This is a genomic window from Mesorhizobium sp. M7A.F.Ca.MR.176.00.0.0 (assembly GCF_004023165.1).
GTDB lineage: Bacteria > Pseudomonadota > Alphaproteobacteria > Rhizobiales > Rhizobiaceae > Mesorhizobium.
The window spans coordinates 27,672-40,518 of the sequence record NZ_RZTC01000059.1; the positions used below are offsets into that span (position 1 = coordinate 27,672).

Genomic DNA, 12,847 nt, shown 5'->3' on the forward strand with positions numbered 1-12,847 from the left:
CGATTGCCTCGCGCGCGGCGGCGCGGTTGGCCCGCTGTTCCTCGACCAGCATGGCGCGGCTGCCGACAATCAGCGCCAGCACGGCGAAGCCGGCGACAAGCGGGAGCGATTGCCATCGCATGGCACGTCGAAGACGAGCAATCATCATCTGTTATGCCGAACCAAAAGAATTCCCCGCAGGCTGCATTTCGTAGGCGGCGGCGGGGCGGAAGGCAATATGCCGGCTTCTGGCGCCGGCAATCGGCCGCCAGCCTTGCGAAACCTTCATCATTTGGCTAAGGAGGCCGCGCATTCAGCGGCCGGCGTCAGCCGGCCTTCCGCTTTTCGGGATTCCGGCTTTTGGCCGGGATCCGGCTTCAGGCAAAGGCATTTCGCTCCCATGGCGCGCATCGTGATGAAATTCGGCGGAACCTCGGTCGCCGACATCGCCCGCATCCGCAACGTGGCGCGTCACGTCAAACGCGAGGTCGACGCCGGCCATGAGGTGGCGGTGGTCGTTTCGGCGATGGCCGGGAAAACCAATGAACTGGTCGGGTGGACGCGTGAGGCCTCGCCGATGCATGACGCACGCGAATATGACGCGGTCGTCGCTTCCGGCGAGCAGGTCACGGCCGGCCTTCTGGCCATCACCTTGCAGAACATGGGCGTGCATGCCCGCTCCTGGCAGGGCTGGCAGATCCCGATCAAGACCGACAATGCGCATGGAGCGGCGCGCATCCTCGACATCGACGGCGCGTTCCTGATCAAGCGCTTCGGCGAGGGCCAGGTGGCGGTGATCGCCGGGTTCCAGGGCATCGGCCCGGACAATCGTATCGCCACGCTCGGCCGCGGCGGCTCCGATACCAGTGCTGTCGCCATAGCCGCGGCGGTCAAGGCTGATCGCTGCGACATCTATACCGACGTCGACGGGGTCTACACCACCGATCCGCGCATCGAGCCCAAGGCGCGGCGGCTGGCCAAGATATCGTTCGAGGAAATGCTTGAAATGGCCTCGCTCGGCGCCAAGGTTCTGCAGGTGCGTTCGGTCGAGCTTGCCATGGTGCACAGGGTGCGTACCTTCGTGCGGTCGTCCTTCGACGATCCCGACGCGCCCGGAATGGGGGATTTGCTCAATCCGCCCGGAACGCTCATTTGCGACGAGGAAGAGATCGTGGAACAGCAGGTCGTCACCGGAATTGCCTACGCCAAGGATGAAGCGCAGATTTCGCTGCGCCGGGTCGGCGACCGGCCGGGCGTTGCCGCCGGCATCTTCGGGCCGCTGGCCGAGGCCAACATCAATGTCGACATGATCGTCCAGAACATTTCCGAGGACGGCAAGTTCACCGACATGACCTTCACCGTGCCGTCGGGCGATGTCGACAAGGCGCTGGCCGTGCTTGAACGCCTCAAGGTTTCGATCGGCTACGATGTCGTGCAGTCGGAAGCCGGCATGTCGAAGGTTTCGGTCATCGGCATCGGCATGAGGAGCCATGCCGGCGTCGCCGCCACCGCTTTCAAGGCGCTGGCCGACAAATCGATCAACATCCGCGCCATCACGACCTCCGAGATCAAGATTTCGATCCTGATCGACGGTCCGTATACGGAACTTGCGGTTCGTACTTTGCATTCCGTCTACGGTCTGGATAAGCAGTAGCGAGAACGATTTGAGTTGTTGCGTGTGCGCCGGTCGCGGTGGAAACTGCGGCGGGCAGAATGCCCATTGGAGAAGAAGCCGCGATGCGTGATCAGGCCAGTGGCCCGCGCGTTTTGCTCAAACGGCTCCGCGAGCTCATGCAGGAGCCGCTGGAGCCGCAGGAGCGGCTTGACCGGATTGTGCGCGACATCGCCTCCAACATGGTCGCGGAAGTCTGCTCGCTCTATGTGCTGCGCGCCGATTCGGTGCTCGAACTCTACGCCACCGAAGGTCTGAACCCGAACGCCGTCCATTTGGCGCAGTTGCGGCTGGGCCAAGGCCTGGTCGGCACGATCGCCGCCAGCGCGCGGCCGCTCAACCTGTCCAATGCGCAGGAACACCCTGCCTTCGCCTATCTGCCGGAGACCGGGGAAGAGATCTACAACTCGTTCCTCGGCGTGCCGGTGCTGCGGGCAGGGCGCACGCTGGGCGTGCTTGTGGTGCAGAACAAGACCATGCGCCATTACCGCGACGACGAGGTCGAAGCGCTGGAAACCACGGCAATGGTGATCGCCGAGATGATCGCCACCGGCGATCTGGCGCGGCTGACCCGGCCCGGCCTTGAACTCGATCTGCGCCGTCCTGTCAGCTTCACCGGCCTGTCCTTCAATGAAGGCGTCGGGCTCGGCCACGTCGTGCTGCACGAGCCGCGCATCGTCGTCACCAATCTGTTCAACGAAGACAGCGAGGAAGAGGTCCGCCGGCTCGAAACCTCACTCAGCTCGCTCAGGCTGTCCATCGACGACATGCTGGAACGCCGCGACGTCGCCTTCGAAGGCGAGCATCGCCAGGTGTTGGAAGCCTATCGCATGTTCGCCAACGATCGCGGCTGGGTGCGGCGGCTGGAAGAGGCCATCCGCAACGGCCTGACGGCCGAAGCGGCGGTGGAAAAGGTGCAGAGCGACATGCGCGCCCGCATGCTGCACATGACCGATCCCTATCTGCGCGAGCGGATGAGCGATTTCGACGACCTCGCCAACCGCCTGCTGCGCCAGCTGATGGGGCGCGGGCCGGAAGATGTCGCCGCATCGCTGCCGAAGGATGCCATCATCGTTGCACGTTCGATGGGGGCCGCCGAGCTGCTCGATTATCCCCGCGACAAGATGCGCGGGCTGGTGCTCGAGGATGGTGCCGCGACCAGTCACGTCGTCATAGTCGCGCGTGCCATGGGCATTCCCGTCGCCGGGCAGATGAAGGGCGCCGTTTCCATGGCGGAAAACGGCGATGCCATCATCGTCGACGGCGAAGAGGGCGTGATCCATTTGCGGCCGCAGCCCGATCTCGAGGCCGCCTACGCCGAAAAGGTGCGCTTCAGGGCGCGCCGGCAAGAGGTCTACCGCGAGCTGCGCAAGAAGCCGTCGACGACCAGGGACGGTGTCCAGGTCGACCTGTTGATGAATGCCGGTCTCGCCGTCGACCTGCCGCAGCTTGCCGAAGCGGGCGCGGCCGGTATCGGCCTGTTCCGCACCGAACTTCAATTCATGGTCGCCTCGACATTTCCCCGGGCCGAAGCCCAGGAAAAGCTGTACCGCGACGTGCTCGAAGCGGCGCGCGGCAAGCCGGTCACTTTCCGCACCATCGACATTGGCGGCGACAAGGTGCTGCCCTATTTCAAGGGTGCGATCCAGGAAGAGAACCCGGCGCTTGGCTGGCGGGCGATCCGGCTGACGCTTGACCGGCCGGGGTTGTTGCGCACCCAGATCCGCGCTTTGCTCAAGGCCAGCGGCGGCCGCGAATTGAAGCTGATGCTGCCGATGGTGACCGAGCTGGGCGAGATCGCCCAGGCACGCGAGATCATCGACCGCGAGGTGCGGCATCTCTCGCGCTTTGCCCATCATTTGCCGACCAGCCTGAAGCTGGGGGCGATGTTGGAAGTTCCGTCGCTATTGTTCCAGCTCGATGAATTGATGAAGGCGGTCGATTTCGTCTCGGTCGGTTCGAACGACCTGTTCCAGTTCGTCATGGCCGTCGACCGTGGCAACACGCAATTGGCAAACCGCTTCGACACGCTGTCGGCGCCGTTCCTGCGTGTGCTCAAGCAGATCGCCGATGCCGGCGTCCGCAACAATACGCCGGTGACGCTGTGCGGCGAACTCGCCGGCAAGCCGATCTCGGCGATGGCGCTGATCGGCCTCGGTTTCCGTTCGATCTCGATGTCGCCGGCCTCGATCGGTCCGGTCAAGGCGATGCTGACGGAACTGCCGCTGGACGAGTTGAAGGCGTTTTTCGACGACAATCTGATGGCTCCGGCACAGGGCTTGCCGATGCGGGCGCTGCTGCAGGCCTTTGCCGACGACCGTTCGATCCCATTGTAGCAGCCTCATCATGGTCAATTTGCCCCGCGATCGTATGGATCAAGTCGTCAAGCGTTTCGAGATGCTCGAAGCGCAGATGTCGGCTGGTCCGGCGCCGGATGCCTATGTGCGCATGGCGTCCGAATATGCCGAAATCCAGGATATGGTGGCCAAGGTCAGGGCATTGCGCCTGGCCGAGCGTGAACAGGCCGATCTGGAAGCCATGCTTGCCGACAAGGGCACCGATGCCGAGATGCGGGCGCTCGCCGAGGCCGAGCTGCCGGAGATCGAGGAGCGCATCGAGGCGTTGCAGAAGGATATCCAGATCCTGCTGTTGCCCAGGGATGCCGCCGACGACAAGAACGCCATTCTCGAAATCCGCGCCGGCACCGGCGGTGACGAGGCCGCGCTGTTCGCCGGCGACCTGTTTCGCATGTATGAGCGCTACGCCGCCGAACGCGGCTGGCGTTTCGAAACCGCCTCGGCCAGCGATGGCGACGCCGGCGGCTTCAAGGAAATCATCGCCACCGTGTCGGGCAAGGGCGTCTTTGCGCATCTGAAATTCGAATCCGGCGTGCACCGCGTGCAGCGTGTGCCGGCAACGGAGGCCAGCGGGCGCATTCACACCTCGGCCGCAACCGTCGCGGTGCTGCCCGAAGCCGAAGAGGTCGACATCGACATCAGGGCCGAAGACATCCGCATCGACACGATGCGCGCCTCGGGTTCGGGCGGCCAGCACGTCAACACCACCGATTCGGCCGTCCGCATCACTCATCTGCCGACCGGCATCATGGTCGTGCAGGCGGAGAAATCGCAGCATCAGAACCGCGCCAAGGCCATGCAGATCCTGCGTGCCCGGCTCTATGATCTGGAGCGCGGCAAGGCCGACGAGGAGCGTTCCGAATCGCGCAAGTCGCAGGTCGGTTCCGGTGACCGCTCGGAGCGCATCCGCACCTATAATTTCCCGCAAGGCCGCGTCACCGACCATCGCATCAATTTGACGCTCTACAAGCTCGACCGGGTGATGATGGGCGAACTCGACGAGATCATCAACGCGCTGATTGCCGATCACCAGTCGAAATTGCTCGCCGACATCGGCATCGATGACTGACCTGCCCGACGCACTCGGCCCGCTGCTGCGGGAAGCGCGGGCCCGGCTTGGCACCACTGTCGACGACCCGGCGCTCGATGCGCGGCTGATCGTCGAGCATTTTTCGGGCACGACGCGCACGCAAGCCATTGCGGACCCTGAACGCAGGCTCGGCGCCGGCATTGTTGCCGAAATCGATGCCGCCCTGAGACGCCGCGCTGGCGGCGAACCGGTGCATCGCATCCTCGGCTATCGTGAATTCTACGGTTTGCGCCTGTCGCTGTCGCCGGAAACGCTGGAGCCGCGGCCGGATACCGAAACGCTGGTCGAGGCGATATTGCCCTTCGTCAAGGCAGTTGCGGCGCGGGAAGGCGGGTGCCGCATCCTCGATCTTGGCACCGGCACCGGTGCCATTGCGCTGGCGCTGCTCAGCGTCGTACCGACGGCTAGCGCCACCGGCGTCGATCTGTCCGCAGGTGCGCTGGCGACGGCGGCCAGTAATGCCGGGAAACTGGGTCTTGCAGACCGGTTCACGGCGCTGCAGTCGGACTGGTTCGAAAAAGTTTTCGGCCGGTACCATGTAATCGCCGCAAACCCTCCCTATATAACCACCGAAGACATTGGAAATCTGCAGGACGAAGTCCGCAATTTCGATCCGCGCCTGGCCCTGGATGGCGGCGCGGACGGTCTGAACCCCTACAGAACCATCGCTGCGGAAGCGGCAAGGTTTTTGGAAACTGAAGGCAGAATTGCGGTCGAGATCGGCCATACGCAACGCAACGAGGTCTGCGAGGTATTCGCTGCAGCCGGCTACGTGTCGGGCGGTGCTTTTCGTGACCTCGGCGGAAACGACAGGGTTATTGTCTTTGAAAGGATAAAGCCTTGACGCAGTGCAAAAAAGCGCTTGGCAATGCCGGGGAATGCGGCTAGGGTCGCCTTAACCGGATGAGACGAAGCAGGCAGTGCTCTTAGCGATTCGGTTTTCCTTGGAAATAGCTGCCTTCTTGCGCAAACGATGCCCAAGCTTCGTGCGGGAATCGTCCGGCAAGTGATGTAACCGGAACAGGATGGCACGTGGCGCCAACGCAATCGATGCGGGCGAACGCCGGTGAAGAGACGAAACGGCTGGCTGCATGAGCGCCTCCGTTCGTGAAGAGTTTTTCGAAAATTTCAAAATGAAGAGAGTTTGATGAGGCCACAACAGCAGAACAGGCGCATGCGCGGTCGCAATAATAATGGCGGCGGCGGTGGTAACAATAACAACAACAATAACAACAACAACCGCAAGGGGCCTAATCCCCTGACGCGCAACTACGAGAGCAATGGCCCGGATGTGAAGATCCGCGGTTCGGCTCAGCAGATCGCCGAAAAGTACGCCACCCTTGCCCGCGATTCTCACAGCTCCGGCGACCGGGTCATGGCGGAGAACTATCTCCAGCACGCCGAGCACTACAATCGCATCATCGCGGCCGCACAGGCGCAGATGCCGATCCAGAACGCGCAGCAGAATCGTGATGATTTCGACGATGACGGCGACGAGGACCGCGACGATTTCGACAATGGCGGCAACAACAGCAACACTGTTTCCGATGCCCAGATCCCGGTGATCAACCATGGCGCCGGCCCGCAGCCGGTCATCGAAGGGACGCCGGCCGAGGTTGCGCTCAACCGGGAAGGTGGCCGCGAGGCCCGTGATAATAATGGCGGGCGCAACAATGGTGGCCGCGACAACAATGGCGGGCGCCATCGCGATCGTCGCCCCAATGGCGGTTACGGCCAGAACGGCCAGCGCGACTATGCATCGTCCGCCGAGCAAGCTGGCCAGCCCCAGCGCAACGAGGCTCCGAGCGAGGCCGAAGCCGCCGCGCCGACCGAATCCGTTGCTGCGGCCGAACCGGCTCCGTCGTTCGAGAATCTTTCGCCGGCAGGCCTTGCGGCCCAGGCCGAACTCAACGAGGCGGCCGCCGAAAGCGGTGCTGCCCGTCGTCCGAGGCGGCCGCGCCGCCCGCGCGTCAACGCCGATCAGGTTGATGGCGGTAGTGACAATGCCAATTCCGTGGCCAACGCCGGCGAGGCGGCTGCGGCCCCGGTCGACAGCGGCAACGCCCAACCGGTCAATGTCGATATCGACAACTGATCGAACGGCATTTCAAGGCATTTGAACGGCGGAGAGAAATCTCCGCCGTTTTCGTTTGGGCGGCCGTGCAATATTATGAAGTTGCCGATATCGAGACGTCTTGAGGGTTCGGAGCTTGTGCACCATATCAGCCTCAACTGGACCCGGCTCGAATGGGAGGGTCCGTCACCGCAATCGGATCCGGTGCCGCAAAGCGGGCCGGTGATGGAAGGAGACAGATATGAACCTTGAGAAATACTCAGAGCGCGTGCGCGGTTTTATCCAGTCCGCGCAGACTATGGCGCTTTCCCGCAACCATCAGCAATTCACCCCTGAGCATATCCTGAAAGTGCTCGTCGACGATGATGAGGGCCTGGCCGCGTCGCTGATCGAACGCGCCGGCGGCAACGTCCGCGACGTCAAGCTTGGCGTCGAGACGGCGCTCGAAGCGATGCCCAAGGTCGAGGGCGGCAATGGCCAGCTCTATCTGGCCCAGCCGCTGGCAAAAGTGTTTTCGACCGCCGAGGAACTGGCCAAGAAAGCCGGCGACAGCTTTGTCACGGTGGAGCGGCTCTTGCAGGCGCTGGCCATGGAGAAGTCGGCCAAGACCGCCGACATACTGGCCAAGGCCGGCGTCACCCCGCAGGCGCTCAACCAGGTCATCAATGACGTCCGCAAGGGCCGCACCGCCGATTCGGCGAGTGCCGAACAGGGCTACGACGCGCTGAAGAAATACGCGCGCGACCTGACCGCGGATGCCCGTGCCGGCAAGCTGGACCCCGTGATCGGCCGTGACGACGAGATCCGCCGCACCATTCAGGTGCTGTCGCGCCGCACCAAGAACAATCCGGTGCTGATCGGCGAACCGGGCGTCGGCAAGACGGCGATCGCCGAAGGCCTGGCGCTGCGCATCGTCAATGGCGACGTGCCGGAATCGCTGAAGGACAAGCAATTGATGGCGCTCGACATGGGCGCGCTGATTGCCGGCGCCAAATATCGCGGCGAGTTCGAGGAGCGGCTGAAGGCCGTGCTCTCCGAAGTCACCTCGGCCAGCGGCAACATCATCCTGTTCATCGATGAGATGCACACCCTGGTCGGTGCCGGCAAGGCGGATGGCGCCATGGATGCGTCGAACCTTCTGAAGCCGGCGCTGGCGCGCGGCGAGCTGCACTGCGTCGGCGCCACCACGCTCGATGAGTATCGCAAGCATGTCGAGAAGGATGCAGCGCTTGCCCGCCGCTTCCAGCCGGTGTTCGTCGACGAGCCGACGGTGGAAGACACCGTCTCGATCCTGCGCGGCCTGAAGGAGAAGTACGAGCAGCACCACAAGGTGCGCATTTCGGATTCGGCGCTGGTGGCGGCGGCGACGCTGTCCAAACGCTACATCGCCGATCGCTTCCTGCCGGACAAGGCGATCGATCTGGTCGACGAAGCCGCATCGCGGCTGCGCATGCAGGTCGATTCCAAGCCCGAGGCGCTGGACGAGATCGATCGCCGCATCATGCAGCTCAAGATCGAACGCGAGGCGCTGAAGGTCGAGACGGACGACGCCTCGAAGGATCGGCTTGCCCGCCTGGAAAAGGAACTCGTCGGCCTCGAGGAGGAATCGACCGAGATCACTGCCAAATGGCAGGCGGAGAAGCAGAAGCTCGGGCTCGCCGCCGACCTCAAGAAGCAGCTCGACGAGGCGCGCAACGAGCTCGCCATTGCGCAGCGCAAGGGTGAATTCCAGCGCGCCGGCGAGCTTGCCTATGGCAAGATCCCGGAACTGGAAAAGAAGCTGAAAGAGGCCGAAACCCAGGACGGCAAGGCTGGCATGGTCGAAGAGGTGGTCACGCCGGATCACGTGGCCCATATCGTCTCGCGCTGGACCGGCATTCCGGTCGACAAGATGCTGCAGGGCGAGCGCGACAAGCTGCTGCGCATGGAAGACGAGATCGGCAAGCGCGTCGTCGGCCAGGGCGAGGCGGTGCAGGCTGTTTCCAAAGCGGTGCGGCGCGCCCGTGCGGGCCTGCAGGACCCGAACCGGCCGATCGGCTCGTTCATGTTCCTCGGGCCGACGGGCGTCGGCAAGACCGAACTGACCAAGGCGCTGGCAAGCTTCCTGTTCGACGACGAGGGCGCGATGGTGCGCATCGACATGTCGGAGTTCATGGAAAAGCACTCGGTCGCCCGGCTGATCGGCGCACCTCCCGGCTATGTCGGCTATGAGGAAGGCGGCGCGTTGACCGAAGCGGTGCGGCGCCGGCCCTATCAGGTCGTGCTGTTCGACGAAATCGAGAAGGCGCATCCCGATGTGTTCAACGTGCTGTTGCAGGTGCTCGATGACGGCCGCCTGACCGATGGGCAGGGCCGCACGGTGGACTTCCGCAACACGCTGATCATCATGACGTCGAACCTGGGCGCCGAATATCTCGTCAATCTCACCGAGGATCAGGACGTCGATCTGGTTCGCGACGAGGTGATGGGTGTCGTCAGGGCGTCGTTCCGGCCGGAGTTCCTCAATCGCGTCGACGAGGTGATCCTGTTCCACCGGCTGCGCCGGCAGGATATGGGCCGCATCGTCGAGATCCAGCTCAAGCGGCTGGAGAGCCTGCTTGTCGACCGCAAGATCACGCTGTCGCTGGACCAGGAGGCGGTCGACTGGCTGGCGGCCAAGGGCTACGATCCGGCCTATGGCGCGCGGCCGCTGAAGCGGGTGATGCAGAAGGAATTGCAGGACCCGCTGGCGGAGAAGATCCTGCTCGGCGACATCCTCGACGGCTCGACCGTCAAGGTGACAGCCGGTTCCGACCGGCTGAACTTCCGCTCGAAGCCGGCGATCGTCGCGGCGGAAGTGGCAGCCTGATCCTACGCCGCGCGTCCTTCCCGGACGCGCGGCGTTTTAGGTCTTTGTCATATGCATGTCGTTTTCCCAAAACCGGGGCCACTTTTGGGCGACGTGCGCAAAAAAAGGGGGCGGGATGACGCTGGACGACTACAACGGCTTCTGCGCCTCGCTGCCCGCGACGAACCACGTTGTCCAATGGGGCGGCGCCCATGTCTGGAAGGTCGGAAACAAGGTCTTCGCGGTTGGCGGCTGGGATCAGGGCCAGCAGCTCTTCGTCACCTTCAAATGTTCCGATATCGCCTATGATGTGCTCAAGGAGCAGCCGGGCCTGCGGCCCGCGCCCTATCTTGCCTCGCGCGGTATGACATGGATCCAGCGTCGGACAAGCCAGAGCATGGATGATGCCGCGCTGAAGGATTATCTGCGCGAGAGCCATCGCCTTGTAGCCCTGAAACTGACCAGACAGGCGCGCAAGGAATTGGGACTTGCCGCAAGCTAGTCTATATTCCTCGAGGCGCTGGAAAACCGCCATCTTCATGCCCGGTTCATGTTGGAACTATATGGTGGGTAACTGGTTTGCTGACGAGGGGCTTCGCCAGAGAACAATGCCGGGCGGCGGCAATTACGGACCGGAGAGTTTCGCCACTATGCTGCGTACGATCTTCACCCTTTCGGTACTTGCCGGCGGGCTTTTGTCTGCCAATGCAATCGCAGCCCCGACGCAGGACAGCGCACCACCGATTGTCCGTGCCGCCGATACCGGTGGCATCCTTGTCGCCCAGGACGGCAATCTCGACATCTACTACGACGCCAGGGGCAACCGCGTGATCGTCGATGCCGATACCGGCAAGGTGATCGCCATCCAGCCGCCGCAGACCCGGCTCGACCGCCGCGCCTTGCGCCGCGATACACGACTGCGCGAACTGGGCCGCGCCCCCGAGGGCGACGACCGTTACTATCTCGACGATCCGGAAGACATGGCGCGGTTCCGCCGCCAGCAGTTGGAAGAGGAAGGCCGCGTTATCCCGCCGCCGGCGGACGAGTACGATCCCTATGGGGACAATGCCGTCGAAGCCTATCCGCCGGCACCGCAGGACGATGGCAGCTACGATGACAATTATCCCGACGCGCCGCAGCCGGCAAAGCCGGGTACCATCAAGCGCCAGCCGCTGGACGAGGCCTCGATAGACCCTGCCCAGCCGGCGACGTCAGCCGATCAGGCAGCTCTGCCACCAGAGACTGGCGGCAAGACCACTGTTGCCCCGGCACTGTCGCTGGGAGCGCGCCAGGATGTCGCCGCCCTTCAGGTGCTGCTCGACCGGGGTGGCGCTTCGCCTGGCGTCATCGACGGGCGTTTCGGTTCGAACGTCGACAAAGCGCTCGCTGCCTACAACCAGATCACCGGCGCCAATCTGCGATCGACCGACGCGGTCGCCATCCAGGCGGCACTTGCGCAATCCGGCGGCGATGCCTTCGCCAACTACACGATCACAGCGGAGGATGCGGCCGGTCCCTATGTCGCGTCGATCCCGGAAGACTACAGCCAGAAGGCGCAACTCGATCGCATGGGCTATACGTCGGTGACCGAGGCGCTCGCAGAGCGCTTCCACATGGATGAGAATTATCTCAAAGCGCTCAACCCGGACCTCGATTTCAATCGTCCCGGCACGACCATCAAGGTCGCCAATTTCGGCAAACTGGTTTCGACGCCGGTGGCCCGCATCGTCGCCGACAAGGACAAGAAAGAGGTTTTCGCCTATGATGCCGGCGGCAGGCTGGTCGCGGCCTATCCCGCAACCATCGGCTCTTCGGACACGCCGTCACCGTCCGGCATTCACACGGTGTCGCGCGTCGCGCTCGATCCGAACTACACCTACAATCCCAGCATCAATTTCAAGCAGGGCCAGAACGACAAGGTCCTGACCATTCCGCCTGGGCCGAACGGTCCCGTCGGCTCGGTCTGGATCGCCCTGGACAAGCCGACCTATGGCATCCACGGCACGCCGGATCCGTCGAAGATCGGCAAGACCGAAAGCCATGGCTGCGTACGCCTGACCAACTGGGATGCGCGGGAGTTGGCCAAGCTGGTTTCGCCGGGTGTCACGGTGGAGTTTGTCGGCGGACCTTCAGCCGATAACCTTGCGCAGCAGTGAACTGGGAAGTGCGGCGGCATAGACCAGCTGCATGATCAGGATGAAGCCGAGCTTTCAAGCGGCCGCCTCATCGAAATCCCCGCCGGCTGCACGTAACGGGGCTGGCATGACTGTGCCATTTGCACCCTGTCAGGGTGCAACCCTGGCCAAACGGCTGGTTTCAATGACTGCAAGCCACTGGCCGGTTGTTGCCGATGCGCTAGGGGTTTAAGCAAGGTTTCATGCATTCACCGAGCAAAGCTGCCGCGGTCCCGCTGACCAGCCCGGTCACGCATGGAACGTTTTGTCCGCAGTCGCAGCGGCGATTTGTGCTGATCGCGGCAATTCTGGCCTCGGCGCTTGGCTTCATAGACGGCTCGATCCTGGCCATCGCCACACCGGCGATTCGCGTCAACCTCGGCGCCAGCCTTGCCGAGGCGCAGTGGATTTCCAATGCCTATGCATTGACGCTGTCGGCGCTGATCCTGGCCGGGGGTGCGGCCGGCGACCGATTCGGTCTGCGCCGCGCCTTCGTGTCCGGCATTGCGCTGTTCATCGTCGCTTCGCTGGCCTGTGCGCTGGCGCCGAATGCCATTGTGCTGATCGCATTTCGCGCGTTGCAGGGCATCGGTGCGGCAATCATGGTGCCCGGCAGCCTCGCCATCATCGCCAAGGCCTACCCGAAGAAAGAACGCGGCCGCGCGATTGGGATC

9 protein-coding genes are annotated in these 12,847 nt (G+C 63.4%); all 9 read left to right on the forward strand.

What is annotated here, in order from left to right; all coding sequences use genetic code 11:
• The first annotated feature begins 379 nt into the window (after nucleotides 1-379).
• Nucleotides 380-1,633, forward strand: coding sequence for an aspartate kinase (locus EOB59_RS20020; protein WP_128289069.1), 1,254 nt, complete (start codon nucleotides 380-382; stop codon nucleotides 1,631-1,633).
• Nucleotides 1,634-1,716: 83 nt separating this feature from the next.
• Nucleotides 1,717-3,987: a phosphoenolpyruvate--protein phosphotransferase gene (ptsP, locus tag EOB59_RS20025; protein WP_027038177.1), complete on the forward strand. Its 2,271-nt coding sequence runs from the start codon at nucleotides 1,717-1,719 to the stop codon at nucleotides 3,985-3,987.
• A gap of 10 nt (nucleotides 3,988-3,997) precedes the next feature.
• The gene (gene prfA, locus EOB59_RS20030; RefSeq protein ID WP_127266723.1) at nucleotides 3,998-5,077 is read left to right on the forward strand and encodes a peptide chain release factor 1; all 1,080 of its coding nucleotides are present in this window, start codon (nucleotides 3,998-4,000) and stop codon (nucleotides 5,075-5,077) included.
• On the forward strand, nucleotides 5,070-5,942 hold the full coding sequence (gene prmC / locus EOB59_RS20035; protein WP_128289070.1) for a peptide chain release factor N(5)-glutamine methyltransferase: 873 nt from the start codon (nucleotides 5,070-5,072) through the stop codon (nucleotides 5,940-5,942). The genes prfA and prmC overlap by 8 nt, the downstream gene beginning before the upstream one ends.
• Before the next feature lie 303 nt (nucleotides 5,943-6,245).
• A complete protein-coding gene (locus EOB59_RS20040) occupies nucleotides 6,246-7,193 on the forward strand; it encodes a DUF4167 domain-containing protein (RefSeq protein ID WP_127331769.1) in 948 nt (315 codons plus the stop codon).
• Between the two features lie 220 nt (nucleotides 7,194-7,413).
• A complete protein-coding gene (clpB, locus tag EOB59_RS20045) occupies nucleotides 7,414-10,020 on the forward strand; it encodes an ATP-dependent chaperone ClpB (protein WP_128289071.1) in 2,607 nt (868 codons plus the stop codon).
• A 115-nt stretch (nucleotides 10,021-10,135) separates the two neighbouring features.
• Complete coding sequence (locus tag EOB59_RS20050; RefSeq protein ID WP_127379972.1) at nucleotides 10,136-10,501, forward strand: MmcQ/YjbR family DNA-binding protein; 366 nt, start codon at nucleotides 10,136-10,138, stop codon at nucleotides 10,499-10,501.
• Between the two features lie 148 nt (nucleotides 10,502-10,649).
• Nucleotides 10,650-12,155, forward strand: coding sequence for a L,D-transpeptidase family protein (locus EOB59_RS20055; protein ID WP_127811339.1), 1,506 nt, complete (start codon nucleotides 10,650-10,652; stop codon nucleotides 12,153-12,155).
• A gap of 221 nt (nucleotides 12,156-12,376) precedes the next feature.
• Nucleotides 12,377-12,847 (forward strand): MFS transporter (locus EOB59_RS20060; RefSeq protein WP_128289072.1); only part of this gene is annotated, 471 nt, incomplete at its 3' end.